Annotated in this window: 19 protein-coding genes; 6 read left to right on the top strand and 13 right to left on the bottom strand. The window is 70.3% G+C overall.

Annotated features, from left to right (window positions below):
- Positions 1–2: 2 nt before the first annotated feature.
- The 5 genes from ACFFQA_RS33220 to ACFFQA_RS33200 are packed head-to-tail and all read right to left on the bottom strand — an operon-like array spanning position 3 to position 5,739.
- Positions 3–1,010, bottom strand: coding sequence for a sugar phosphate isomerase/epimerase family protein (locus ACFFQA_RS33220; protein WP_377860918.1), 1,008 nt, complete (start codon positions 1,008–1,010; stop codon positions 3–5).
- Entirely contained in the window at positions 1,010–2,182 is a 1,173-nt protein-coding gene (locus ACFFQA_RS33215) for a Gfo/Idh/MocA family protein (protein WP_377860916.1), read from the bottom strand. Before ACFFQA_RS33215 ends, ACFFQA_RS33220 begins: the two co-directional genes overlap by 1 nt.
- Positions 2,182–3,219 carry a substrate-binding domain-containing protein gene (locus ACFFQA_RS33210; protein ID WP_377860915.1) on the bottom strand — a complete coding sequence of 346 codons (1,038 nt, stop codon included), beginning with the start codon at positions 3,217–3,219 and terminating at the stop codon, positions 2,182–2,184. The genes ACFFQA_RS33215 and ACFFQA_RS33210 overlap by 1 nt, the downstream gene beginning before the upstream one ends.
- Entirely contained in the window at positions 3,209–4,207 is a 999-nt protein-coding gene (locus ACFFQA_RS33205; protein ID WP_377860932.1) for an ABC transporter permease, read from the bottom strand. The genes ACFFQA_RS33210 and ACFFQA_RS33205 overlap by 11 nt, the downstream gene beginning before the upstream one ends.
- A 17-nt stretch (positions 4,208–4,224) precedes the next feature.
- On the bottom strand, positions 4,225–5,739 hold the full coding sequence (locus tag ACFFQA_RS33200) for a sugar ABC transporter ATP-binding protein (RefSeq protein WP_377860913.1): 1,515 nt from the start codon (positions 5,737–5,739) through the stop codon (positions 4,225–4,227).
- 107 nt (positions 5,740–5,846) lie between these two features.
- Here ACFFQA_RS33200 and ACFFQA_RS33195 point away from each other — a divergent pair, with 107 nt between their 5' ends.
- Together ACFFQA_RS33195 and ACFFQA_RS33190 are read left to right on the top strand one after the other, a co-directional pair.
- On the top strand, positions 5,847–7,019 hold the full coding sequence (locus ACFFQA_RS33195; protein WP_377860911.1) for an ROK family protein: 1,173 nt from the start codon (positions 5,847–5,849) through the stop codon (positions 7,017–7,019).
- An 84-nt stretch (positions 7,020–7,103) separates the two neighbouring features.
- On the top strand, positions 7,104–10,142 hold the full coding sequence (locus ACFFQA_RS33190) for an NACHT domain-containing protein (protein WP_377860909.1): 3,039 nt from the start codon (positions 7,104–7,106) through the stop codon (positions 10,140–10,142).
- A gap of 287 nt (positions 10,143–10,429) precedes the next feature.
- On the opposite strand, the gene ACFFQA_RS33185 is transcribed toward ACFFQA_RS33190, so the two are convergent.
- Complete coding sequence (locus ACFFQA_RS33185; RefSeq protein WP_377860907.1) at positions 10,430–10,960, bottom strand: CGNR zinc finger domain-containing protein; 531 nt, start codon at positions 10,958–10,960, stop codon at positions 10,430–10,432.
- Between the two features lie 84 nt (positions 10,961–11,044).
- On the opposite strand from ACFFQA_RS33185, the gene ACFFQA_RS33180 reads away from it, so the two are divergent.
- Together ACFFQA_RS33180 and ACFFQA_RS33175 are read left to right on the top strand one after the other, a co-directional pair.
- Positions 11,045–11,902, top strand: a complete 858-nt coding sequence (locus ACFFQA_RS33180) for an alpha/beta fold hydrolase (protein WP_377860905.1) — start codon at positions 11,045–11,047, stop codon at positions 11,900–11,902.
- A gap of 161 nt (positions 11,903–12,063) precedes the next feature.
- On the top strand, positions 12,064–12,972 hold the full coding sequence (locus ACFFQA_RS33175) for a glycoside hydrolase family 19 protein (RefSeq protein WP_377860903.1): 909 nt from the start codon (positions 12,064–12,066) through the stop codon (positions 12,970–12,972).
- A gap of 516 nt (positions 12,973–13,488) precedes the next feature.
- Here the strand turns inward: ACFFQA_RS33175 and ACFFQA_RS33170 are convergent.
- From ACFFQA_RS33170 to ACFFQA_RS33150, 5 genes are all read right to left on the bottom strand, one after another.
- A complete protein-coding gene (locus tag ACFFQA_RS33170; protein ID WP_377860901.1) occupies positions 13,489–14,511 on the bottom strand; it encodes a medium chain dehydrogenase/reductase family protein in 1,023 nt (340 codons plus the stop codon).
- A 76-nt stretch (positions 14,512–14,587) separates the two neighbouring features.
- Positions 14,588–15,142, bottom strand: a complete 555-nt coding sequence (locus ACFFQA_RS33165; RefSeq protein ID WP_377860899.1) for a TetR/AcrR family transcriptional regulator — start codon at positions 15,140–15,142, stop codon at positions 14,588–14,590.
- 31 nt (positions 15,143–15,173) lie between these two features.
- The gene (locus tag ACFFQA_RS33160) at positions 15,174–16,646 is read right to left on the bottom strand and encodes a M1 family metallopeptidase (RefSeq protein ID WP_377860897.1); all 1,473 of its coding nucleotides are present in this window, start codon (positions 16,644–16,646) and stop codon (positions 15,174–15,176) included.
- Positions 16,647–16,721: 75 nt separating this feature from the next.
- Positions 16,722–19,667, bottom strand: coding sequence for an AfsR/SARP family transcriptional regulator (locus tag ACFFQA_RS33155; RefSeq protein WP_377860895.1), 2,946 nt, complete (start codon positions 19,665–19,667; stop codon positions 16,722–16,724).
- A gap of 25 nt (positions 19,668–19,692) precedes the next feature.
- The gene (locus tag ACFFQA_RS33150; protein ID WP_377860893.1) at positions 19,693–20,295 is read right to left on the bottom strand and encodes a TetR/AcrR family transcriptional regulator; all 603 of its coding nucleotides are present in this window, start codon (positions 20,293–20,295) and stop codon (positions 19,693–19,695) included.
- 105 nt (positions 20,296–20,400) lie between these two features.
- Between ACFFQA_RS33150 and ACFFQA_RS33145 the strand changes: the two genes are divergently transcribed.
- The gene (locus ACFFQA_RS33145) at positions 20,401–21,141 is read left to right on the top strand and encodes a 3-oxoacyl-ACP reductase family protein (protein ID WP_377860890.1); all 741 of its coding nucleotides are present in this window, start codon (positions 20,401–20,403) and stop codon (positions 21,139–21,141) included.
- On the opposite strand, the gene ACFFQA_RS33140 is transcribed toward ACFFQA_RS33145, so the two are convergent.
- Positions 21,142–22,173, bottom strand: coding sequence for a trypsin-like serine peptidase (locus tag ACFFQA_RS33140; protein ID WP_377860888.1), 1,032 nt, complete (start codon positions 22,171–22,173; stop codon positions 21,142–21,144). It abuts the gene before it with no gap.
- Between ACFFQA_RS33140 and ACFFQA_RS33135 the strand changes: the two genes are divergently transcribed.
- Entirely contained in the window at positions 22,102–23,136 is a 1,035-nt protein-coding gene (locus tag ACFFQA_RS33135) for an NAD(P)-dependent oxidoreductase (RefSeq protein ID WP_377860886.1), read from the top strand. The genes ACFFQA_RS33140 and ACFFQA_RS33135 overlap by 72 nt on opposite strands.
- Positions 23,137–24,261: 1,125 nt before the next feature.
- Here the strand turns inward: ACFFQA_RS33135 and ACFFQA_RS33130 are convergent.
- A partial coding sequence (locus ACFFQA_RS33130; RefSeq protein WP_377860884.1) for an HNH endonuclease signature motif containing protein occupies positions 24,262–24,953 on the bottom strand: 692 nt, incomplete at its 5' end.

Below are 24,953 nucleotides of genomic sequence, written 5' to 3'. Positions count from 1 at the left end.
GTTCAGCCGCCGGTGCCGAACGCCGCGTCGAAGGACCGCGCCGGCGGGTCGAAGGTCAGCCCGCGCACGAAGCGGACGGCCTCGGCCGCGCCGACGAGCCGGTCCATGCCCGCGTCCTCCCACTCGATCGAGATCGGGCCGGTGTAGCCGATCGCGGTGAGCGTGCGGAAGCAGTCCTCCCAGGGCACGTCGCCGTGGCCGGTGGAGACGAAGTCCCAGCCGCGCCTGGGGTCGGCCCACGGCAGGTGCGAGGACAACCGCCCGTTGCGGCCGTTGCCCACTCGCATCCGGGTGTCCTTGCAGTCCACGTGGTAGATCCGGTCGCGGAAGTCCCACAGGAAGCCGACGGGGTCGATGTCCTGCCACACCATGTGGCTGGGGTCCCAGTTCAGCCCGAACGCCTCGCGGTGCTCCACCGCCTCCAGCGCGGCCACCGTCGACCAGTAGTCGTAGGCGATCTCGCCGGGGTGCACCTCGTGCGCGAAGCGCACGCCGACCTCGTCGAAGACGTCCAGGATCGGGTTCCACCGGTCGGCGAAGTCGGTGTAGCCCGCCTCGATCACCGACTCCGGCACCGGCGGGAACATCGCCAGGTACGGCCAGATCGAGGAGCCGGTGAAGCCGACGACGGTGTCGACGCCCAACGCCCGCGCCGCCCGCGCGGTGTCCTTCAGCTCGGCCGCCGCGCGCTGCCGGACGGCCTCAGCCTCACCGTCGCCCCACACCCGCGCGGGCAGGATCGCCTTGTGGCGGAAGTCGATGGGCGAGTCGCAGACCGCCTGGCCGGTGAGGTGGTTGGAGATGGCGAAGACCTGGAGCCCGTGCCGGTCGAGCAGCCGCCTCCGGTCGTCCACATAGGACTGGTCGGTCGCGGCGCGGCTGACGTCGATGTGGTCGCCGGAGCAGGCGATCTCCAGGCCGTCGTAGCCCCAGGAGGCCGCGAGCTCGCACACCCGCTCGAAGGGCAGGTCCGCCCACTGGCCGGTGAACAACGTGATCGGTCGGGGCATCAGCGGGCTCCTGTCCGGGTTCGGAGGATCGGGGTCCAGCGGCTGTCGTCGGCGGCGCTGCTCTCGACGGCGTGGAGAACCCGTTGCACGCCAAGCCCTTCGGCGAAGCTCGGGGTCGGCTGCCGGTGGTGCGCGAGCGCGTCCAGCAGGTCCACCGCCTGGTGGGTGAAGGCGTGCTCGTAGCCGAGCCCGTGCCCTGGCGGCCACCAGCCCTCCAGGTACGGGTGGACCGGCTCGGTGACGAGCACCCTGCGGAAACCGGCGTCGGCGGCGTCGGCGGTGTTGTCGTGGAACCAGAGCACGTTCATGTCCTCGAAGTCGAACGCGATGCTGCCCGCGGTCCCGTTGATCTCCACCCGGATCGCGTTCTTCCTGCCGGTGGCGAACCGGGTGGCCTCGAAGGTCGCCACCGCCCCGCCGCTGAGCCGCCCGAGGAACACCGCGGCGTCGTCCACTGTGACCTCGCCGAGCCCGCCGCCGACGGCGACGGGGCGCTCGCGCACGAAGGTCTCCATCAGCGCGCTCACCCCGGTGATGGTCTCACCCGTGACGTGCTGGACCATGTCCACGATGTGCGCGCCGATGTCGCCGAGCGCGCCGGACCCCGCCCTTTCCCGCTGCAACCGCCAGGACAGCGGCGTGTCCGCGTCGGTCAGCCAGTCCTGGAGGTACTGCGCGCGCACGTGCCGGATCTGCCCGACCCGGCCCTCCCGCGTCCACTTCGCGGCCAGTGCGACGGCGGGGACCCGGCGGTAGGTGAAGCCCACCACCGCGTGCACGCCCCGCGCACCGGCGCGCTCGGCCGCCTCGGTCATCGCCTCCGCCTCGGCGACGGAGTTGGCCAGCGGCTTCTCGCACAGCACGTGCTTGCCCGCGTCCAGCGCCGCGATCGCGATCTCCGCGTGGGTGTCGCCGGGCGAACAGATGTCGATCACGTCGATGTCCTCGCGCGCCACCAGGTCGCGCCAGTCGCTCTCGACGTCGCGCCAGTCGAAGCGCCGCGCCAGCTCCCGCGCCTTCGCGGTGTCCCTGCCGCACACCGCGACGAGCTCGGGCAGGATCGGCGGGTCGAAGAAGCTGCGCGAGTTGCGCCAGCCCTGCGAGTGCGCGACGCCCATGAACGCGTAGCCCACCATGCCGATCCGGAGCACCGGTCTGTCCCGCGCCGCCATCAGGACTCGAATCCCAGCGGCAGGTACTTGTCCACGTTGGACGAGGTGACGACGGGCGCGTTGAGCACGACGCGGCGCGGCACCTCGGCCTGGAGCAGGTCCGACAGGCCCTTCTGCTGCACCAGCAGGCGGGCGAGGCGGATGCCGTCGGCGGCCTGGGTCGGCGGGTAGATCACCGTGGCGCTCATCTGGCCCGCCTTGATCCAGCGCATCGCGTTCGCCGAGCCCGCGCCGCCGATGAAGGAGAACTCCGAGCGCTTCGCGGCGTCGAAGGCGGCCTTCACACCGACCCCCTGGTCGTCGTCGTGGTTCCACACGATGTCCAGCTTCGGCGCCGCCTGCAACAGGTTCGCGGCCGCGGCCTCGCCGGACTCCACGGTGAACTGCGCGGCGACCCTGCGGTCGACGGTCTGCTGGCAACCCTTGAGCGCGTCGGCGAACCCGCGCGAGCGGTCCTGGGTGAGCGGAAGCGCGTCGACGCCCGCGATCTCGGCGATCACCGGGTCGGTGAGCTTCTTGTCCTTCACCAGCTGGCAGGCGTAGGTCCCGGCGGACACGCCCATGCCGTAGTTGTCGCCGAGGATCGTGGTGCGCGCGGCGAACGGGCTGGAGAACTCGCGGTCCACGTTGACCACGGTGATCCCGGCCCGCATCGCCTTGGTCGCCACGTTGGTCAGCGCCGCGCCGTCGGTCGGCAGCATCACGATCGCGTCGACCTTGTCGTTGATGAAGGTCTCGATGTGGCTGATCTGCATGCTGGCGTCGTTGGTGCCCTCGGCGACGCGCAGGGTGACGTCGGGGTACTTCTTCGCCTCCGCGGTGGCGAAGCTGTTGATGGCGGCCAGCCAGCCGTGGTCGGCGGCCGGGCCGGAGAAGCCGATGGTGACCTTCTTGCCTGGCGCGTCGTTCGGGCTCGCGGCGTTGGCCTGCCCGCCGGTGCCCTGCGCGGGCGCGTCGGGGGTGTTGGAGGTGCACGCGGTGAGGGCGACACCGGCCGCGACAGCGGTGGCGGCCAATCGGAAACTCTTACCGGACATGGGTTTCTCCAGGTCTGTTCGCGATGCGCTGCTGGAGCAGGACGGCGACGACGATGATCACGCCCTTCGCCACGGCCTGCGTCGAGGTGTCGAGGTTGTTGAGGGTGAAGACGTTGGTCAGCGTCGTGAAGATCAGCACGCCGAGCACGGTGCCGACGACGGTGCCGCGCCCGCCGCTGAGCAGCGTGCCGCCGATGACCACGGCGGCGATCGCGTCCAGCTCGTAGAGACCGCCGTGGGTGGAGGTCCCGGTCGTGGTGCGCGCCATCAGCATCACGGCGGCGATCCCGCACGCGAGGCCGAGCAGCACGTAGAGCAGCGTGGTGTGCCTGGCGACCTTGATCCCGGCCAGCCGCGCCGCCTCGGCGTTGCCGCCGATGGCGATCGTGCGCCTGCCGAAGGTGGTGCGGTTCAACAGCACCCAGCCGCCTGCGGCGACGAGCGCGAACATCAGCACGAGCACCGGGACACCGAGCACCGATCCGCCGAAGAACTCCACGAAGTCCTGGTCGCGGACGATCTGGGTGCGGCGGTTGGCGATGATCTCGGCGAGGCCGCGCGCCCCGGCGAGCATCGCCAGCGTGACGATGAAGGCGGCTATTTTCCCGTACGCCACAAGGAGTCCGTTGATCAGGCCGCACACCGCCCCGACCAGCAGCGCGCAGCCGACCATGACGATCCAGTGCGAGTTCTCCGCCATCTGCTGCGTGGCCAGCGTTGTCGCCCACACCGAGGACAGCGCGACGATCGCCCCGACCGACAGGTCGATCCCGCCGCCGGTGATCACGAAGGTCATGCCGACGCTGACCACGCCGATCACCGACGCCAGCCGCAGCACGGTGAGCAGGTTGTCCAGGCTGGCGAAGCGCTCACCCGCCGTCGCGGCGCCCACCACGCACAGCACCCCGAGCGCGATCACCAGCCCCAGGGTGCGCCCACCGGCCATAAGCCCGCGAATGGACCTCTTTCCCGCTTGTGGACCGTCCATAAGCCCGCGAATGGCAGTCATGCGGCGGCTCCGTTCAGGATGAGGTCCAGCACGGTGTGTTCGGTGAGAGATGAGGCGGGGGACTCGGTGAGGATGTGGCCGTCGGCGATGACGAGCACCCGGTCGGCCAGGCCGAGCACCTCCTCGATCTCGCTGGACACCACGACCACCGCCACCCCTCGTTCGGCGAGGTCGCGCACCAGCGCGTAGATCTCCGAGCGGGCGCCCACGTCGACGCCCCTGGTCGGCTCGTCCAGCAGCAGCACCCGGCACTCGCGCAGCAGCCACCGCGCGAGCACCACCTTCTGCTGGTTGCCGCCGGAGAGCGTGCGCACCTCACGGTCCACATCGGACGGACGGACGTCGAGCGCCCCGGACAGCTCCTCCGCCGCCTCGCGTTCGGCCCGCGCCTTGAGGAAACCCGCGCGGGCGAAGCGGTCGAGCGTGGCGATGGTGATGTTGCTGGCGACCGGGTCGCCCAGCACCAGCGCCTGGCTCTTGCGCTCCTCCGGGCACAGCCCGACCCCGGCGGCCACCGCGGCGGGCACCGAGCCCGGCCGCAGCACGACACCGTCGACCAGCACCGTGCCGGAGGTCGCTTTCCGCGCGCCGTAGACGGTTTCGACGATCTCCGACCGCCCGGAGCCGACCAGGCCGGCGAGCCCGACGACCTCGCCCGGCCGGACGGTGAAGCCGATCCCCTCGAAGGAGCCGCGCAGTGCCAGGTCCCGCACGTCCAGCACGGGTGACGCGTCGGCGATCTCCTTGCGGCGCGGGGGAAAGACGTACTCGATGGCGCGTCCGGTCATCAACCGGATCATCTCCGGCGTCGGTGTGCTCGCGACGTCGAGACCGCCCGCGACGGTCCGGCCGTCCTTGAGCACGGTGACGCGGTCGCCGATCTCACGGATCTCCTCCAGCCGGTGCGAGATGTAGACGATGGCGACACCCTGCGCGGTCAGCTCGCGGATGACGGTGAACAGCCGGTCCACCTCGCGCTGGTCGAGCACGGCCGAGGGCTCGTCCATCACCAGCAGGCTCGCGTCGCGGGAGAGCGCGCGGGCCATGCTCACGATCTGCTTGGCGGCGGCGGGCAGCCCGCCCACCTCGGCGCCCGGCGGGATCTCCGGGTGCCCGAGCCTGGTCAGCAGCTCGACGGCCGACCGCGCGGTCCGGCCTCGCCGGGTGAAGCCGAACCGCGCGTGCTCGTGGCCCAGGTGGATGTTGTCGGCCACCGAGAGCCCGTCCACCAGGTCCAGCTCCTGGGGGATGGTCGCCACGCCGAGCCGGGTGGACGACAGCGGGCCGGTCAGCGCGACGGGCGCACCGCGCCAGTGGATCTCGCCCGCGTCGGGCCGGTGCACCCCGCCGAGGACCTTGATCAGCGTGGACTTGCCCGCGCCGTTCTGGCCGAGAAGGCAGTGCACCTCGCCTGGGCGGACCCCCAGGTCCACACCGTCCAGAGCGCGCACCCCGGGGAACAGCTTGACGATGCCCCGCATAGCCAACAGCTCACGCGGCTCCTGAGTCATGGCCGAGACCGTAGGCAGACTTATGACGAGCGTCAAGCAAAAGTATGTCGGTTGTTATCCAGAAGTCGCGTTCGGTGAAACCGAAGCCGCTGTGTTTCACTACGCCCATGGGCGAGTCGATGATCACCGGGGGTGCCGGGGCCGGGGTGCTGCTCCAGCTGATGCGGGACGGCAGGCCGAGAACCCGGGCCGAGCTCACCCAGCTCACCGGCCTGGCCAGGTCGACCGTGGGGGCGAGGGTGGACCTGTTGCTGCACAACGGTCTGCTGGCTCCGGCGGGCGAGGCGGTGTCCACCGGCGGGCGTCCACCGGCGACCTTCGCGTTCAACCCCTCGGCGGGCGTGGTGCTCGCGGCCGACCTCGGTGCCACCCACGCCACCGTCGCCGTCACCGACCTCGCCGCGACGGTGCTCGCGGAGCGGGTCGAGTCCATGGAGATCACGCTCGGCCCGCGCGCGGTGCTGGACCGGATGCTGCAGATCGGCGCCGAGCTGCTCGCCGAGACCGGCCGCACCACGGTCGTCGGCACCGGCATCGGCCTGCCGGGGCCGGTGGAGCACTCCACCGGAAGGCCCAACAACCCACCGATCATGCCCGGCTGGGACGGCTACGACGTGCCCGGCCACGTCGCGGCGGTCATGGGCGGACCGGTGCTGGTGGACAACGACGTGAACCTGATGGCGCTCGGCGAGCACGCGGTGGTCTACCCCGACGTGGACCACCTGCTCTTCGTCAAGATCGCAACGGGCATCGGCGCGGGCATCATCAACGGCGGCGTCCTGCACCGAGGCGCCCAGGGCGTGGCGGGCGACCTCGGCCACGTCCAGGCGATGGGCTCGCACGAGGTGGCCTGCCGCTGCGGCAACCTGGGCTGCCTGGAAGCGGTGGCGGCGGGCCCGGCCATCGCCGCGCGCGTGCGCGATGCCGGAGGTGACGCCGCCGACGTCGGCGCCCTGATCGACCTGGTCCGGGCGGGGGACGTGGTGGCCGCCAACGAGGTCCGCGCGGCGGGCCGCCGCATCGGCGAGGTCCTGGCGTCCTGCGTGAGCCTGCTCAACCCGTCGGTCGTGGTGATCGGCGGCCAGCTGGCGAACGCGGCGGAGAGCCTGCTCGCCGGGGTGCGCGAGGTGGTCTACGCCCGGTCACTGCCGCTGGCCACCGGCTCGTTGCAGATCGTCTCGGCCCGCACCGGCGGCCAGGCCGGGGTCCTCGGCGCGGCGACCATGGTGCTGCAGCACGTGCTCTCACCGTCCGAAGTGGACGCACGGCTGGTCGGCTGACCGCGCGGCCGCGGTCCGGGGTTTCTTCGGTGAATGCCCGCGTTCGGCCCTGGAGCGGCTTGGTGATCACTAGAGTCGGGCGGCGTGCGACGTGAACCGGCGATCACCTTCCGCGGGGCCCTGAAGATCCTCGGCCACCACGACCGCCCCTGGCTGGACCGGCTCAACGGGGTGCTGGGCGGAGCCGTCCTGGCCTCGGGTGTCGTGCCGCCCGTCAACGCGTTGTGGGGCTGGGTCGACCAGAAGAACGAGGCGATGAGCCTGGCCCGCGGCGCACTGGACGCGGTGTCGGACCGGGTGAACGGCAGCCACGGTCTTGAGCGCCACCAGCTCGTCGTCGCGGCGCACACGACGATGGTGATGGCCGCGTTCTTCGACGTCCTCGGCGAGCAGCTGCGCGGGGCGGTCGAGTTCACCGACACCGAGAAAGTCATGCTCACGACGGACGCGTGGCAGCGGGAGGGCGAGTCGCTGGTCCGGCTGCTGTACGCGGCCGATGTGCCCGCTCCGTCGGCGGTCCACGGGTTCGAGGAGAACGTCGACCGGGTCGCAGAGTGGGCCTACAGGCGACTCCAGATCGTCTTCAGGTTCCTCAGTGGCCTGAACGAGAACTTGTCGGTCGCCCGGCGACAGATCGGCGCGAAAGCGGTGCACGGGTTCGTCTCCGCGCGGTACCGCTCGGACTACCTGACGCTGGCGACGACGGTGCACGAGTTCAAGGTGTGGTCGGACCTCGGCGAGCACGCCGCGACCAGGACGGCGCTCGCCCGGCTTGAGGACATGCTCACCGTCGCCACACCGCAGCCTCCCGCCAGGGACCTGCGCGCCACCGTCCACGCGATCAACCGGGACGAGCTGGACCGGCCGGTCATCGAGCTGGACACCGACGGCTACGGCGTCGGCGCGGTGTTCCCCTCGGTCGCCGACATCTTCCTGACCCCACGCTTCCGGATCGCCCTGGCTTCCTCCATGTCGAGACCCGCCGACGAGAACTGGTGGTCGAACTTCAAGCAGGGCCGGGACCTCGACCTGGTGCTCGCGCGACACTTCAGCACTGCCGACTCGACCTGCCTCCCACTGCTGCTGCTCGGCCATCCAGGCGCCGGAAAGTCCTTGCTCACCAAGGTTCTCGCCGCGCGACTGCCGGAATCGGCCTACACGGTCGTGCGCGTGCCGCTGCGCCGCGTGGACGCCGACGCCCCTGTTGCCGAGCAGATCCAGCAGGCGCTGTCAGCGCGCACCAACGGCAGGGTCGGCTGGAAGGACCTGGCCGACCAGAGCGAGGACGTGATCCGTGTCGTGCTGCTCGACGGCCTGGATGAGCTGTTGCAGGCGACCACGAACGACCGTGGCGGCTACCTCAAGGACGTCATGGAGTTCCAGCGAACCGAAGCCGCCCTGGGCAGTCCGGTCGCGGTCGTGGTTACCTCGCGCACCCTGGTCGCCGACCGCGTCCGCATCCCGCTCGGCACTCCCATGATCAAGCTGGAGGAGTTCGACGACCGCCAGGTCCACGAGTGGGTCACGGTGTGGAACCGGGGCAACGAGTCGACGTCCGCACGCCCGATGACAGCGGAAACCGCTCTGGCACAAGGAGATCTGGCCCGCCAGCCGTTGCTGCTGCTGATGCTGGCCCTCTACTTCGGTGATCCCGACGTCGCGCCTGCGGACACAGACCTGTCCCACTCGGAGCTGTACGACCGCCTCTTCGACACCTACGCCCGTCGCGAGGTGACGAAGAACGCGGGCCGGATGTTGCGGGAAGGCGAGCTGGCCGAAGCCGTCGAAGCCCAGCTGCGCCGGTTGTCCACGGCGGCGCTCGGTATGTTCAACCGAGGCCGTCAGTCCATCACCGAGGCGGAGCTGAGCGCCGACCTCAGCGGTCTCGACGAACCGTCCCCTGCGGGCGGGCGGTTGCTCGGGGAGTTCTTCTTCGTGCACTCCGCCGAGGCCGTCACGTCCTCGGTGCAGCGAAGCTACGAGTTCCTGCACGCCACGTTCAACGAGCACCTTGTCGCCGCCCGGGTGGTCGAGGAGCTGCGAGAGGTGGCCGAGGTTTCCTTGCGGGGCAGGCGTTATCGCGACCCCGATGACGAGTTGTTGTTCACTCTGCTCTCGCACCAGCCGCTGGCGATCCAGGCGCCCACGGTCACGTTCGTCCGGGAGCGCTTCGGTCGGCTCGCGCCATCTGAGCGGGAGGACGTGGTCAAGACACTGACGACGCTGATCGGCGGCTATCGGCAGCGCCGTCCCGCTCATCGCTACCCAGACTACCGTCCACTTCGGACAGATGTCGTCCGGCCGTCGGCGGCGTACTCGGCGAACCTGGTGCTGCTGCGCGTTCTCGTGGATTCGAGTGGTGACGTGCCCCTGACGGACCTGTGGCCGGACACCGAGGTGGAGGAGGCGTGGCGGAGCACGGTGAACCTGTGGTCGGCCGGCCTGGACAGCGAGGGGTTCCGCGCGGTGCTGTTCTCGCTGGGCAACGTCCACGGCAGCCTCCGGCACCCACCGCCGCTGTTCATCTCGGCATTCGACCAGCTCATGGCGGCGCGCCTGCGCGGAGACGTGCGCACCGAGTCGCTGCTGCGCATGGGGCACTCCGTCATCGACGACCTCCAGTACTACGACGGGCCGGAGTCGTTGTCGTGGCTGGAAAGCGTCGCCAGCTTCCTCGTTGGCATGTCCACCGCCGTGCGGAAGGCGCCGCTGCACCTGCCCGACCTGCATGAGTCTGTCTCCGTCGAGACGACGACGGAGATTGCCCACCGGGCCTACCAGATCTTCGGCGCCCAAGGCGTGCGGTGGACCAAGGGGGACTGTCTGGAGTTCCTGAGGTGGCTGATGAAGCTGCCTGTCCAGAAGGTCCCGTCGTCCCGGTCGCTGGAGCTGGCGGAGTCCGTCCATCCGGGCCTGCTGAGCGACCTCCTTTTCCGGGCAGACGAGGAGGGCTTGCAGCAGGAGTGGGTGGATCTCGTGGAGGTGGCGGCGGCGATGGACGCCGGCGACCATTCCGAGTGGCACAAGACCGGGCGTTACCTTCGCCGCCTCCACGACTACGGCAGTCGTGACTACCGAGGTCTCCGCGATTACGCGCCCCTCCACGACCGTGACGACAGCTGACGCTGAGCTAAACCATGACTCGCTGAGGGCCAGCTCCTGAGCGTGTAGCGACCGCCGCTGTCGCCGCCACTCCGCACGCGGCGCGGTCACCATCCCGCACGCGGCGCGATCTCCGCCCCGGATGCGCTGTTGCCGCCACTCCGCACGCGGCGCGGTCGCCGCCGGGTGCTGTCGGGTCCCGCGCGGGCGAGGGTGGCTTTCGCCCGCGCCTGGGGACCCCCCGATTCCAGGATCGCCGATCGCTGTGCGGGAGGGCAAGGCGTGGGTGGGGGTGGGCGGATCTCCGCTCAGTCCTTGTGGCGGTGGTAGTAGCGGGCCACTCGGACCCGGTTGCCGCAGATCTTGGGGGAGCACCAGCGGCGCCGGGGGTGGGCCGGGAGGAACAGCAGGAGGCACTCCGGGCCTTCGCACTGGCTGACCTTGGTGATCGCCGGGCTGGTCAGCAGGTCCGCCGTCGCCTCGGCCAGTGTCGCCAGGAACAGGGTGGTCGCGTCCGCCGCGCGGCGGGGTGTCGTGGTCACCGCCGAGCCGGTCCAGGACAGCTCGCCGTAGAGCGGTGCGGCGCGGTGGGCCTCGGTCAGCGCTGACAGGGACTTCGGCGGTGGGGCCGTGCCGATGCGCGCCGCCTGCACTGCGGCGTAGATGTGGTCGCGCAGGGTGAGCACCGGGGCGAGCTCGACGCGGGCCAGCGGCGGCAGCCGGTCGGACTGCTCGTCTATCCAGGCTGCCAGCGCCGCGGGGGTGGTGAGCAGGTCCCCGGTCGACACGCGCGTGTTGACCAGGTCGATGGGCAGCGGCTCGCCGAGCAACGGGAACATGTGGCTAATGGTAATCCATGCTCTTGACCCATTAGTCAGGACCGGCTATACCTAATGCATCTTCAACCCAAGGAGGCATGTGAGATGGCGTATCGGTTCGTCGAGGTCGACGGGGTTCGGGTCTTCTACCGCGAGGCGGGGCCACGGGACGCCCCGACCCTGTTGCTGCTGCACGGGTTTCCCTCGGCCTCGCACCAGTTCCGGCACCTCATCGAGAGGCTGGCCGACCGCTACCACGTGATCGCGCCCGACTACCCGGGGTTCGGGCACAGCGACACCCCCGACGTCGAGTACTCCTTCGACTGGCTGGCCGGAGTGGTCGAGGGCTTCGTCGAGGCCGTGGGGCTGCGGCGGTTCGTCATGTACGTCTTCGACTACGGCGCGCCGATCGGCTTCCGCGTCGCCACCCGGCACCCCGAGTGGATCGCGGGGCTGATCGTGCAGAACGGCAACGCCTACACCGACGGGCTCGGTGAGGTCGCGACCGAGTTCATCGCCAACCGGAAGGGGCAGTCCGGTGCCGACGAGCGGGTGCGGGCCATGCTGACGCTGCCGTTCACCCGTGCGCAGTACGAGGGCGGTACCTCCGACGTCGCGGCCATCTCGCCGGACGGATGGACGCTGGACCAGCACTTCCTGGACCTGCCCGGGCGCAAGGACATCCAGGTCCAGCTCGGGCTGGACTACCACAGCAATGTCGAGCTCTACCCGGAGTGGCAGCGCTGGCTGCGCGAGCACCGGCCGCCGACGCTGATCGTGTGGGGCACCGGCGACATCTTCTTCGACGTGGCGGGTGCGCGGGCGTTCCTGCGCGACGTGCCCGACGCGGAGCTGCACCTGTTCGCCACGGGGCACTTCGCTCTGGAGGAGAAGCTGGACGAGATCGCGCCGCTGATCTCCGACTTCGTCGGCCGGGTTGCGTCCGGGCGGCTGAAGATCTGAAGAAACTACGCCTTACGTCTTGACTGGTTTAGACCACTCCGGTGTAGTGGGCTGCGTCACAGACGTTCGTCAGCCGCCGACGAGCACTCCTGACACCTCTGCCGCCGAAGTCGCGCGTCCCCTGTAGCGCGCGGCTCCGCACAGCATGAAGGAGTGATCGCGTGTTCAGGCAACGCATCATCGCGTCGTTGTCCGCCGTGGCCGCGGCGGTCGCGCTCTCCGTCGGCCTGCCGACGTCGTCCTCCGCCACGGAACAACCGCAGGCGGCCGCCGCGTGCAGCGCTCCCAACTGGGTCGCGGGCCAGTGGTACGACGTCGGCGCGATCGTCCGCTACACCAACGGCGGGTACTACCGCGCGAAGAACGCCAACCCGGGCTACGACCCGGTGATCAGCACCTGGTACTGGGAGCCGCACAACTGCGACGGCGGCGGGAACCCCGGCAACCCGGCCGGCTTCGTGGTCAGCGAGGCCCAGTTCAACCAGATGTTCCCGAACAGGAACCCCTTCTACACCTACCAGGGGCTGACCGCGGCGCTGAGCGCGTACCCCGGCTTCGCCAACACCGGCAGCGACGTCACCAAGAAGCAGGAGGCCGCGGCGTTCCTGGCCAACGCCAACCACGAGACCGGCGGTTTGGTGCACATCGTCGAGCAGAACACGGCGAACTACCCGCACTACTGCGACTGGGGCCAGCCCTACGGCTGCCCCGCCGGTCAGGCCGCGTACTACGGCCGCGGGCCGATCCAGCTGAGCTGGAACTTCAACTACAAGGCCGCCGGTGACGCGCTGGGCATCAACCTGCTCGGCAACCCGTACCTGGTGCAGAACGACGCGGCTGTGGCCTGGAAGACCGCGCTCTGGTACTGGAACACCCAGAACGGCCCCGGCACCATGACCCCGCACAACGCGATGGTCAACGGCCGTGGCTTCGGCGAGACGATCCGCAGCATCAACGGCAGCCTGGAGTGCGGTGGCCGCAACCCCGCACAGGTCGAGAGCCGGGTCAACGCGTATCGGAACTTCACCAGGATCCTCGGTGTCGATCCGGGCGGGAACCTGTACTGCTAAAGGAAACCCCTGCCGGGGGGAGGGTGCGGCCACACGGTCGCACCCTCCTCCCGTCGCGCCAGAGCGGCTGCTCCGCCGCCTTCGGGTGTCCCAGGCGCGCCACCACGTGTTCGCTAAGGACCTCTCGTGCACGTCGGTGATGCCGGGCCCGAGCGCCGAACCCACGATGTCGCTCAAGGTCAGAGGCGGCTGCGTGAGCCCGGCCAGCAGTGGTGAACAGCCGCAGCTGGGCGAAAACCCCTGCGGGAGCGGGCTTGTCGGTCGGTACGCGTGCGGTGTCGTCACGGCGATCGTGACGACGACGGGCAGCGTCGCGAGGAAGATCGACGGTCAGCCGAGCGCGCTGGTCGGCACGCCCGCCGCGCAGCCCGCACCGGAGACCGCGAGGGACAGCACGGGCCGAACACCGTTGTCCCGGCGAGGAGAACCCGGCGGCGGTCGCCGGGACGGCCAAGCGCATGACGTGGCTCCTGATCTGAGTGGTTGATCACTCACTCCGTAGTCCTGCGAAAGCCGTCAGGGGACGAGCACGACCTTGCCGACGACGGTTCCGGACTCCGCGAGCTCCATCGCCGCCGCGGCCTCGGCCAGTGGGACGCGCGCGGCGACCTGGGCCGTGAGCACTCCGGCGGCCAGGAGCTCGAAGACCTTGCCGAGGTCCTCGTGCAGCTTCGCCAGGAACTTCGCCCGGTTCCGCTTGCCCGCCCAGATGTTGAAGAAGCTCGCCTTGTGCCCGTTGGGCAACGCGTTCCACCACAAGAGGCGCGCGAACAGCTTGAGGACCGGCAGGCGCGAACTGCCGACGTCGTCGCGCGTGGCGGCGGTGCCGTACGAGACAAGGGTGCCGCGCGGCGCGAGCAGGTCGTAGGAGTCGACGATGCCGGGGCCACCGACGTGGTCGAAGACGGCATCGACCCCGTTGGGCGCCAGGGCCCGGACCTGTGCGACGACGTCACTGGCGCGGTAGTCGATCGGAGTCGCGCCCAGCGCCCGAACGGCGTCGTGGTGCCGAGCCGACGCGGTGCCGATCACCCGCACCCCTGCGTGCCTGGCGAGCTGGACCAGGGTGGAGCCGACGCCGCCGTTCGCGCCGAGCACCAGGATCGTCTGTCCACTTCGGACCTTGGCGATCCGGTGCAGCATCTGCCACGCGGTGATCCCGTTGACCACGACCGTCTCCGCCTCGGCCGGATCGACGCCGTCCGGGACCGGGACGAGGTCCGCCGAGTCCAGCAGCGCCGTGCTGGTCCAGCCGCCGGTCTTGGTCAACGCCGCGTAGCGCCCGCCGACCATCGCGCGGTCGACGCCGGGGCCGACGGCGGTCACGACGCCGACCAGGTCGTAGCCGGGCACGAAGGGGAACGGGGGCTGGTCGTAGTACTTCGCGCGGCGCATCTGCTGCTCCGCGAAGGAGACTCCGCTGGCCTCGACGCGCACCAGCACCTGCCCCTCGGCGGGCGCGGGCAGGGTGCGGTGGCGCAGTTCGAGGCCGCCGGGCTCGACGGCTCCGGGCAGGACGATCTCGGCGGTGCTGGTCATCTGAACTCCTCGATGAAGAGAGTGGTTAATCACTCACTCTGTGAGTAAGGAAAAGGACCGCGCGGGGCGGGCTGGGTCAGTAGTGCCGGATGCCGTTGGAGAGCAGCTTCGCCCAGGGGGCGTCCACTTTCTCCGCGCCCATCGCCACCACGAGGTGGCACAGCATGCCGACGGAGAAGAAGTGCTGGATGTCGGACTCCGGGGCGCCGGAGACGCTGCGCACGTACTCGACCATGACCGCGTAGCCCCGCTGCACGGCTTCGCGCACGACCGGTTCGGAGGCGGCCGCCGCCTGGGCGTGGATCTGGACGAGCAGGAGGTCCTGGTCGGCGATGAGCTTGGCGTAAGCGTCGCCCATCGCGCCGAGCACCGCTTCCGGCCCGCTGCCCTTCGCGGCGGCGGCCCCCCGGGCGAGCGCGTCCCTGACCTGGTCGAACGTGCGCTCGACCACGCTGACGAACAGCGCTTCCTTGTTGGGGAACAGTCGGTAGACGTACGCCTGGGAGATCCCGGCGCGCTTGGCGACCTCGGTGGTCGTGGTGCCGTAGTAGCCGCGCGTCGCGAAGGTGCCGACCGCCGTGCGCAGGACCGTTTCCCTGCGCTCGTCGGCCGTGGAGAGGACTCGTGCCATGTGAGTAATAAACCACTCACACTTCAGGCTGTCAACTGCCGGGCTTCCAGTCCGGGTGGCCGGGCATCGGCGGTGTTCGCTTCGCGTGCAGCCACGCGTCCAGCACTGCGCCGGTCTCTGGGCCGCCGACCTCGGTCACCAGCCGCTGGAACTGCTCGGTGGTCGCCGAGCGGTCCCGGAACCGGTCGAGGAACGCCTGCATGATCCGCTGGAACCCCTGCTCGCCCGCCTGCTGCCGAAGCGCGTAGACGACGAGCGAGCCACCGCCGCGCGCCAGCCCGAAAATGGCTTCGGGGATAGGGGAAACAACGATCGAGCCGGCCTCATCGCGGATCTGCTGGTCCCGCTCGTAGGCCTGTCGGAACATCTCGCCCATCGGCTTCTTCGTGGTCTCCGCGGTCCACAGGTGGTCGAAGTACGTCGCGAACCCCTCGCTGAGCCACACGTCGGAGAACCCGGCGAAGGACACCGAGTTGCCGAACCACTGGTGGGCGGCTTCATGGACCATGACCGGCTCCACCTCCTCGGCGTTGAGCAGAGAGGAGACCGGGAACGTGGACAGCGTGGCGTTCTCCAGCGCCCAGGTGTTCACCGGTGACGGGCCGTGCACGCCGAGCACGCCATAGGTCTCCAGCGGGAACCTCCGGCCGAGCTTGTTCTCCAGCCAGGCGAGGTGCGCGGGGATCTTGTCGAGCGCGGGCCGCACCGCACCGGCCTTGTCGGTCGGAACCGCGCTGCGCAGCGGGAGACCGCCGGGGCCGGTGCCAGGAACCGTGGTCAGCTTGCCGACCGCGACCTGTGAGATCTGCGTGGTGATCGGGTGCACGGTGCGGTACTCGAAGCGATCCCGTCCGCCGTTGTTCGTCCACGAGTGCAGCAGCCCGTTGGCCACCACGTTCCACCCCTGCGGCACGTCCACGCGGAAGACGAACTGCGCCTTGTCGGACGGGTGGTCGTTGCTGGGGAAGAACAGATGGGCGCGGTCCGGCTGCGACCAGAAGGAGAAGCCGCCGTCGCTGTTGCGGCCCCACCCCGCCGTCTCGTCCACCGGGGACGCGACTTTGGCGTCGCGGTCGGCGACGTAGCGGACCTCGGTGGTGAAGCTCCGCCCCTTGCGCAGTGGACGGGCTGGGGTGATCACCAGCTCCTCGCCCTCGATGGCGAAGGGGGCGCGCTGCCCGTTGACCTGCACTTCCGACACCGTGCCGCCCGCGAAGTCCATGGTGAACCGGGACAGCTCCTGGGTGGCGACAGCGACCATGGTCGTGCGCGAGTCCATCGTGGACACACCAGGCTCGAATCGGTAGTCCACCGTGTACTTCTGCGCGTCGTAGCCGCCGTTGCCCAAGCCGGGGAGGAGCTTGTCGCCGAGACCGGGCGAGCCCGGAGTCGCGGCGGGACCCGCCAGCGCAGCGGGGTCAGCTCCGAGGAGCAGCGCGGCGGTCACCACTGCGCTCGCCACCGTCGCGGCCGGACGCCGCCGGTCGGCCTTTCTGCCTGTCATGCCGAGCCTTTCAGGACGAGGTTCACGTCTCGTCCACTGTGGCTTCGCGCGCGGGGGACCGCCTCTGTCTTTCGGTTACCCGCCATCAGCCGATCGGCCGGTCAGCCGCGCGCGAACACGATCGACGTCGCCGCGTTCTGCGGGTGGCAGGGGAGCGCCGACCGACTCGCGCTTGCGCTCGGCCTCCTGGAGCAGCCGCGCCGCGCGCTCGGTCCGCCCGGCCAGAGCGTGCGCGCCGGCCAACCCCTCCAGCGCCAGTGCGACCGCTCTCGGGTCACCGGCGGCCGTGGCCGCGGAGAGGCCCTGTTCGTGCAGCTCCAGCGCGGTTTCGGCGGCCCCGCGCTGTTCAGCGGCGAAGCCGAGCTCGGCGAGGATCAGGGCCGCGCCCGCCTCACCGTCGATGCGGCGGCACCAGTCCAGCCACGCGCGCAGGTGCCGCTCCGCGTCGTCGAGCCTGCCTTGCCTGCGTGCCCCGAGCCCGAGCCCGATCTCGGCGAACTGCTCGTTGCGTTGGTGTGACTGGTCCACGGCAATCCGGCGGGCCCGCTCGTGCAGCTCGGCGGCGGTGGCGTGATCGCCGGAGAGCAGTGCGATCCGGCCGCGCCGGGAGAGCAGGTAGGACACCTCGGTCCACAGCTGGAGGTCCTCGGCGAGCGCGAGCGCCTCGGCGAGCAACCGTTCGGCCCGCGCGTAGTCGCCTGCCACCTCGGCCAGCTGCGCGAGCTTCTGCGCCGCCCGCAACCGCCCCCAGTCGTCACCGAGCTCCGCGAACAGCTCCGCGCTGCGCTCGGCGTCCTTGGTGGACTCAGCGAGGTCTCTGCCGGTGGCGGTCTGCGTGCTCAGGGCGGCGGCCTCACCCCACCGATCCCCGTTCTCCCGGAATGCCGCCAACGCCTTCGCGATCATGTCGTCACTGTCGCGGAGGTCGCCGACCCCGTTCTGGGCCAAGCCGAGGAACCACACCGCGCGCGGGCTGCCGTAGTTCCGCAGCGCCTCACGCACGCGCCGCTGAGGATCGGGTTCCTCGTGCGCGAGGATCGCGAATCCCGCCTGCCACGTGGCCGCCTCGGCGTCGCGCACGCGGGCGAGCGCCCTCCGCGCCTCACCGTGCCTGCCTCGCAGGAACCAGTACCAGGCCAGCGCGTTCACCAAGCGCACGGCCGTGTCGTGGTCGGCGTGGTCCAGTGCCGCCCGGAGGTTGGCGGCCTCGGCGTCGAGGCGTTCCAGCCAGAGCTTCTGGTCACGGCCGCGTAGGTGTCGTTCGGCCCGCTCGGCGAGTTTTGTGTAGTACTCGCAGTGCTTTCGGCGTGTCTCGTCCACTTCGCCAGCCTCGGTGAGGCGGTCCAGAGCGTAGGCGCCGACCGATTCGAGCAGCCGGAAGCGCTGGCCGGTGACGAGCGAGCGGTCGACGAGCCGGGCAACCAGGTCCACCGTGGATCCGCAGATCTCCTCCGCCGCCGCGAGCGTGCAGCCGTCGGAGAACACCGCGAGCCGCCGCAGGGTCGCGCGCTCGGCGTCGCTGAGCAGCTCCCAGCTCCAGTCGATCATTGCCCGCAGGGTTTGCTGGCGCTTCGGACCGCCGCGTTTTCCCTTGGCCAGCAAGCGGAACCGGTCGTCCAGCCGACTCGCCAGCTCGTGCACGCCCAGCGCCCGGACCCGCGTCGCGGCCAGCTCCAGCGCCAGGGGGAGACCGTCCAGCCGTCGGCAGATCTCCGCCACGGCCTCCACGTTGCCCTCGGTCAGGGTGAACTCCGCCGCCCGTGCGGCGAACAGCTGCACCGCGTCGGCGCCTTCGAGCGGCGGGACCGGCCACAGCAGCTCGCCGGTGACCGTGAGGGCTTCCTGGCTCGTGGCGAGCACATGAAGCTCCGGGGCTTTGGTCAGCAAGCGCTCAGCCAGTTCCGCGACCGGCTCGACCAGGTGCTCGCAGTTGTCCAGCACGAGCAGCGACCGCTTGCCGCGAAACGCTCCCACGAGCCGATCTGCGAGTGCCAACGGTTCCGCCGTCGGATCGTCGCGGACACCGACCACAGTGGACACGAGGTCGGTCACCTCGGCGTGGGAACCGCGATCGAGGCCGGAGAGCTCGACCAGCCACACGCCGTCCGGGAACTGGTCCGCCATGCTGGAGGCGGCGGCGATGGCGAGCCGCGTCTTGCCCACCCCACCGGGGCCGGTGAGCGTCACCAGCCTGCTCCGGTCGAGCAGTTCGCGCACCCGTCGCACAGCGGTCTCCCGGCCGATGAGGTCGGTGAGCGGTGTTGGCAGGTTTCCCTTGGGCGCGGCCTTGATGTCCTGGTTCAGCACCGCGCGGTGCAGTTCGGCCAGTGCGGGACCGGGGTCGATGCCGAGCTGGTCGCGCAGATGTGTGCGCAGGTCCTCGTAGCTGGCGAGGGCCTCGCTCTGCCGCCCCGAGTGGTACAGCGCGGTGATGTGCGCCGCGCGCAACCGCTCCCGCAGCGGGTGCTGCGCGGTGAGGGCGCTCAGTTCGGCGACGAGCTGAGCGTGCTCGCCGAGCTCCAGGCGTGCTTCGGCCAGATCCTCCATCGCGACAAGGCGTTCCTCGTCGAGCCGGGTGATCGCGGCGCGGGTGAACTCCTCGTCGGCGAAGTCCGCGAACGCCGCGCCCCGCCACAACGCCAGCGCGTCGATGAGCAACGCCTTCCGGTTGCGAACGTCCTTTGTGGACCGTGCACGTCCGGTGAGGTCGCGGAACTCCTCGGCGTCGGTGCGGGCGCTGAGCCGATAGCCCGCCGGTCCGGATACGACGAGCTCCCGCGCACCCGGCTCGGCCCCGTCCAGTGCGCGGCGCAGGTGCCAGACGCGGGTCTGCAACGCGCTCGCCGGGTTGCGGGGCTGGACATCGCCCCACAGGTCCTCGGTGAGCCGGTCGGCGGAGACGGAGCGGCCATCTGCGGCGAGCAGGTCGGCGAGCAGCGCGCGGACCTTGGCCTCGGGCACGCGGACGAGCTGGCCGTCCGACGTCCGGACCTCCAGCGGCCCGAGCACCCCGAAGCGCACGACGCAACGGTAACCCAGGCCGGGGTCAGGCGATGAGCAAGTCCCACGCTGCGATCGCCGACTCCGCGGTGGCGGACAGGCACTCGCGGTCCGCGCCGTCGCGCGCCTGGATCGACAGCCCCTGGAGGATCGTGTTGTAGAACGCGGCGATCTTGGCGGCGTCGGCGCCGGTGGGCACGTCACCCTCCGCGATGCCGCGCTCGACGCGTTCGCGGAAGGCCTGCTCGGTGGAGCGGCGCATCTCGGCGAGGTGGTCGCGGACGCCCTCGCTGCGGTCGGTGTAGGTGGTGGCGGCGAGCACGATCATGCAGCCTGCGGGCGTGTCCGGGTTGGTGAAGGCCAGCACGTTGCCCCGCAGCGCCTCGGCGAGGGCGGCCCGCGCGGTGGGGTGCTCGTGCAGCGCCCGCATGGTCCAGCTGCCGTCGGTCTCGCCGTAGTGGGCGACCGCCTCTCGGAACAGCTGCTCCTTGCAGCCGAAGGCGGCGTACAGGCTCGGTGAGTTGATCCCCATCGCGGTGGTCAGGTCCGTGAGCGAGGCGCCCTCGTAGCCGTGCTCCCAGAACACGGTCATCGCCTTGCGCAGCGCCGTCGTCCGGTCGAAGGCGCGTGGTCTGCCGCGGCCAGCCATGGTGGCACCTCGATTTCTGTATCGAACACCACGAATCTACTTGACGATGGCCGCTCCGACCGGTGAGACTATTTATGTATCGACTGGCACAAAAATGGAGGAAGCATGTCGGAGCTCGCTGGCAGGGCGGCACTGGTCACCGGGGGCAGCCGGGGGATCGGCGCCGCCATCGCCCGCAGACTGGCCGAACTCGGCGCCGACGTCGCGATCACCTACGTCAGCGCGAAGGACCGCGCCGACGAGGTCGTCGACCAGATCAAGGCCAAGGGCGGACGGGCGGTGGCCATCCCCGCCGACAACGTCGACGCCACCGCGGTGGTGAGCGCGGTGGACCAGGCCGCCGCCGAGTTCGGCAGGCTCGACATCCTGGTCAACAACGCGGGTGTCTTCCCGTTCGGCGTCATCGACGAGGTGACCACCGAGGAGGTCGACCGCACCCTGGCCATCCACGCCCGCGCGGTGTTCCTGGCCAGCCAGGCGGCGCTGCGGCACATGACCGAGGACGGGCGGATCATCAGCATCGGCAGCAACCTGGCCGAGCGGGTGCCCTTCGCCGGGGTGGCGCTGTACGCGATGAGCAAGTCCGCGCTGATCGGTTTCACCAAGGGCCTGGCCCGTGACCTGGGCGAGCGGGGCATCACCGCCAACCTGGTGCAGCCCGGCTCCACCGACACGGACATGAACCCGGCCGACGGCGAGTCCGCCGACCACCAGCGCTCCCTGACGGCGCTGGGCCGCTACGCCGCCGCGAGCGACATCGCCGAGACGGTGGCCTACCTCGCGGGTCCGGCCGGCCGCAACATCACCGGCTCGGTCTTCACCGTCGACGGCGGCACGAACGCCTGATCAGGCTCCTGAGTCGGCGCGCTTGTAGATGTCGTAGGCGACCTTGCCGAGCAGGGAGCCGTTGATCCGCGTCCGGTCGCCCGTCGAGTTCGTCGAGACCAGGTAGCCAACGCCCCTGTCGTCGTCGAAGCGGGTGTACCAGGGACCACCGGAGCAGCCGGGGGTCATCACGCACGGCATCGTGAAGGTGTTGTTCCGGTTGGCGGTCCACGTCGGCGACGAGCACGAGCGCATGGTGCTGCCGTCGAACGGCGGCATGGTCGGGTAGCCGATGGAGCGAACGCTCTCCGCTTTCGCGTCGAAGGCGATTCCCTGACCGCCCAAGGCATCCCTGATGTTCTTGCCGCCGAGCGGGCGCATCCGCAGGAACGCGATGTCGTAGGCCCACCCGTCGCCGGAGGTGCTGGTTTCCGTCGCCTTCGCGGTCGCGGTGAACTGCGACGGCGCGTAGATGCTCTCCGCCACCCACCGGCCGTAGGGCCCCTGCCGGTTGGTGTCACCGGGGATGAACATGACGTTGTCCGCCCAGCCCCAGCCGCGGAAGGTGTCCCAGATGCAGTGCGCCGCGGTGGCCACCAGCACTCCGGAGCTGGAGTTCACCACCGAGGCGGAGCAGACACTGCTGACCGCCCCCCAGGACATGTACAGCCGTCCGACGGTGCTGGCGCTGAGCCCGGCCCTGGACCACACCGACCCGGTCGAGTCGCTCGGCAGCGGCTTCGTCGGCCCGACCGGGCCGGTGGTGGGCTGGATGACGACACCGGCGGGCTCGTCCTTGGGCACGTCCCCGCCACCCGGCTGCGGCTGGCGCGGCTTGGCGTCCCGCATCCGGTCGCTGTTCCAGTAGTCGTTGACCTGCTGCGCGCTGCTGGTGAACACCTTGCGGAGGTCGCTCTCCTTGGTGTTGTCCAGCTCCTCCGCGACGTTCCGCGTCGACGGTCCGGCCTTCGGCGTCCCGGGGTGCGCGACGCTGCACGCGCCGAGGGCGATGATGGCGGCCACTACCGCGATCGCGGTACGCAGGTGTCGCATCAGTGCAGGCTACCGGCATGTTCGGTGGTGGAAGGGCTGATCCCGAGAGATCGTCGAGAGTGGATCGAGAGCGGCCCGGCGCACGGTGACCCCATGACCAACAACCCCGTCACTGTCATCGGCCTCGGCGCGATGGGCACCGCCCTCGCCGAGACCCTGCTCGCCAACGACCACCCCGTCACCGTGTGGAACCGTTCGCCGGAGAAGGCCGACGCACTCGTGGAGAAGGGCGCGACCCGCGCCGACTCCGTGGCCGCGGCTGTCGCCGCGAGCGAACTGGTGATCGCGTGCGTCCTGGACTACGCGGCGCTGCGTTCCGTGCTCGACCCGGTGGCGGAGAAGCTGCGTGGCCGTGTGCTCGTCAACCTGACCACCGGAACCCCGGAGCAGGCCCGTTCGATGGCGTCGTGGGCCACGGAGCACGGCATCGACTACGTGGACGGCGCGATCACGGCCATTCCGCCGATGATCGGCCTGCCGGAGTCCCTCCTGCTCTACGGCGGCTCGGAGCGGGCGTTCGACCAGTGGTCCTCGACGCTGGAGCTGTTCGGCTCCGCCAAGTTCTTCGGTGCGGACCCGGGCTTGCCGCTGGTCTACGACCTCGCGCTGCTGGGCCTGATGTACGAGGTGTTCAGCGGCTACCTGCACGCCGTCGCGCTGGTCACGGCGGCAGGGCAGGACGCGGTCTCGCTGAACCCGTTAGCCGGTGGGTGGCTCAACGCGGTGCTCACCTGGCTGCCCGAGTTCGCCGAGAACACGGACTCCGGTCACCACCCCGACACCGGCTCCTCCTTGGCGATGCAGGCGCGCGGCATGCGCCACATGGTCGAGGCCCGCGTGGCGGCCGGAGTGAACGCGGACGCCCCGGCCTACATGGAGTCGCTGATGGAGCAGGCCGTCGCGGAGGGCCACGGCGCGGACGGCACCTCCCGCTTGATCGACATCATTCGCAAGCGGGGCTGAGATCCAGCCGTGCCACGTCCACACCGACCGGCGTGCGCTCGGTGACCGTCCCGCCGTCGGGAATCCGCCAACACCGCTCAAGCAAGGCGATGCGGTCCGGATGGATCGTTGAACACGTCGGGATCACGGTTCGCGGAGGCGATCACCGGCAGCACCCGGTCGCGGCGACAACGGTGGGAGCGGTGGCGAACCCGTCACCGCCCCCACTGGGCGGTATGAGCCAACGTCGTGGTCTCGTGCCCGTCTAGCTGTTCACTGTCAACGAGTGTGCCGATCACGTACCGCTGCGGTGTGCACCGGTGCTCGGTGGAACGCACGGCCTCGGCGAACCACGTTCTCTCATCGACCGTGACCGTGATCGTGCTCGGGAGCCGTCGGCGGTGGCTCGGAGAAGACGGCCAAGGGCAGCGGGCGAGCACCCGACCGCCGCGCGGAACTCGGAGAGCAGGTGCGCCTGGTCATAGCCCCCGGCCCGCTGCGCGATCTCCGCCCAGCCGCATGGCGGCGTGCAGCCGAACAACTCGCACGTATGCCCTGGGCCGCAAGCCGACCGAGACGGAGAACAGGCGTCGGAGCCACCACGCAGCAACGGGGTGGCATGCGCAGTCGCGATCGCGGCGAGTACCGCCGTTCCGGCATGCTGTCCGCCCGTCGCCTACGGAGAACCGCGAGCACGCCTGGAGAGGGGCATCGCCGCGTCCTGGCCCGTCATGATCCATGAGCTGTCCGGCGCATCGCATTGGGTCCACTGTGGACGTGAGATGCGCGGTCCGGTGGACTGGGCATCTGCTTTTCGGGTCTTGCCCTGGTTGTAGCTCGGGGTTCCGTTGGGCTGGCGTTGCTGGGTGAGGGGTTTCGTTGGGTTGTGCCCCGTCCTTCCAGCGCGCTGAGCATCGGCTCGGGCGGGGTTCCTGCGCCAACTCACGCTGCGTGCGTACACCGTCCGAAGCCCGTTGAGCATCCTCCCGTCCTCCCAGCAACCCGTTACCTTTCACAGCAAACCGATCTTTGGACTCAGCCCCGGCAGGCCAACCCACCCAGGAACCCAGCGATGGGCAGCCGTGGTCACCCGTCCAGGACGACGGCACCTACCTGCGGGAGAGCGATCCGGGACCCGCCAGCCCACTACCCCGGGTTCTCGTACCGACCACCGCCGGTCGGCAGCATCGTCTGCCACGCCGTCCGGATATTGCGGCGGGGTTGTCGCGCCGGGTCGACCCAGGAGGGTGGGATGAACACCGGTAACCCGTTGTCGAACTCGATCTCCCAGTCGCCGTCGTGGATCACGGTGTGGTGATGTCGGCACAACAACACCGTGTTGCACAGGGCCGTCGGCCCGCCTTCGGACCAGTGGATCACGTGATGGGCGTCGGTCCAGGCGGCGGGCATCGTGCACCCGGGGAACGCGCACCCCTTGTCGCGGACGGCCAACGCTGTGCGGAGGGGGCCGGTGACGGTGCGCTGGGCTTGGCCGACGTCGAGGGGGATGCCCATGGTGTCCAGGACCACGGGGATGATCTTGGCGTCGCAGGCCATCCGCCGGATCGTCTTCGCCGTCATCGGCCCGCCCCAGGAGGCCCAGCCGCTGGAGAGGCCGTCGCGGAGGTCGGCGTAGTCGATGGTGACGCTGATGTGCGGGCGCTCGCCCCCGACCTTGGGCAGGTCACCGGCTTGCAGGGCCTGGGTCATCAAGGCGACCAGGGCGTCGGCCTGGCGTTGGTCGGTCGAGCGCAGGTCCACATCGTCGGCGGCGGGTTGGGGTTTGGACAACGCGTGGATGGCGGTCCGGAACGCTTCGCCGCCTTCGGGGTCCAGGC

It is taken from the genome of Allokutzneria oryzae (assembly GCF_042429765.1).
Classification (GTDB): Bacteria; Actinomycetota; Actinomycetes; order Mycobacteriales; family Pseudonocardiaceae; genus Allokutzneria; species Allokutzneria oryzae.
This window is presented reverse-complemented; position numbering and strand designations above follow the sequence as displayed.

What these genes read in the sequence shown, in the direction of transcription:
- ACFFQA_RS33220 (WP_377860918.1), bottom strand. Translation starts at nt 1,010, where the DNA reads ATGCCCCGACCGATCACGTTGTTCACCGGCCAGTGGGCGGACCTGCCC.
- ACFFQA_RS33215 (WP_377860916.1), bottom strand. Translation starts at nt 2,182, where the DNA reads ATGGCGGCGCGGGACAGACCGGTGCTCCGGATCGGCATGGTGGGCTAC.
- ACFFQA_RS33210 (WP_377860915.1), bottom strand. Translation starts at nt 3,219, where the DNA reads ATGTCCGGTAAGAGTTTCCGATTGGCCGCCACCGCTGTCGCGGCCGGT.
- ACFFQA_RS33205 (WP_377860932.1), bottom strand. Translation starts at nt 4,207, where the DNA reads ATGGACGGTCCACAAGCGGGAAAGAGGTCCATTCGCGGGCTTATGGCC.
- ACFFQA_RS33200 (WP_377860913.1), bottom strand. Translation starts at nt 5,739, where the DNA reads ATGACTCAGGAGCCGCGTGAGCTGTTGGCTATGCGGGGCATCGTCAAG.
- ACFFQA_RS33195 (WP_377860911.1), top strand. Translation starts at nt 5,847, where the DNA reads ATGGGCGAGTCGATGATCACCGGGGGTGCCGGGGCCGGGGTGCTGCTC.
- ACFFQA_RS33185 (WP_377860907.1), bottom strand. Translation starts at nt 10,960, where the DNA reads ATGTTCCCGTTGCTCGGCGAGCCGCTGCCCATCGACCTGGTCAACACG.
- ACFFQA_RS33180 (WP_377860905.1), top strand. Translation starts at nt 11,045, where the DNA reads ATGGCGTATCGGTTCGTCGAGGTCGACGGGGTTCGGGTCTTCTACCGC.
- ACFFQA_RS33170 (WP_377860901.1), bottom strand. Translation starts at nt 14,511, where the DNA reads ATGACCAGCACCGCCGAGATCGTCCTGCCCGGAGCCGTCGAGCCCGGC.
- ACFFQA_RS33165 (WP_377860899.1), bottom strand. Translation starts at nt 15,142, where the DNA reads ATGGCACGAGTCCTCTCCACGGCCGACGAGCGCAGGGAAACGGTCCTG.
- ACFFQA_RS33160 (WP_377860897.1), bottom strand. Translation starts at nt 16,646, where the DNA reads ATGACAGGCAGAAAGGCCGACCGGCGGCGTCCGGCCGCGACGGTGGCG.
- ACFFQA_RS33150 (WP_377860893.1), bottom strand. Translation starts at nt 20,295, where the DNA reads ATGGCTGGCCGCGGCAGACCACGCGCCTTCGACCGGACGACGGCGCTG.
- ACFFQA_RS33145 (WP_377860890.1), top strand. Translation starts at nt 20,401, where the DNA reads ATGTCGGAGCTCGCTGGCAGGGCGGCACTGGTCACCGGGGGCAGCCGG.
- ACFFQA_RS33140 (WP_377860888.1), bottom strand. Translation starts at nt 22,173, where the DNA reads ATGCGACACCTGCGTACCGCGATCGCGGTAGTGGCCGCCATCATCGCC.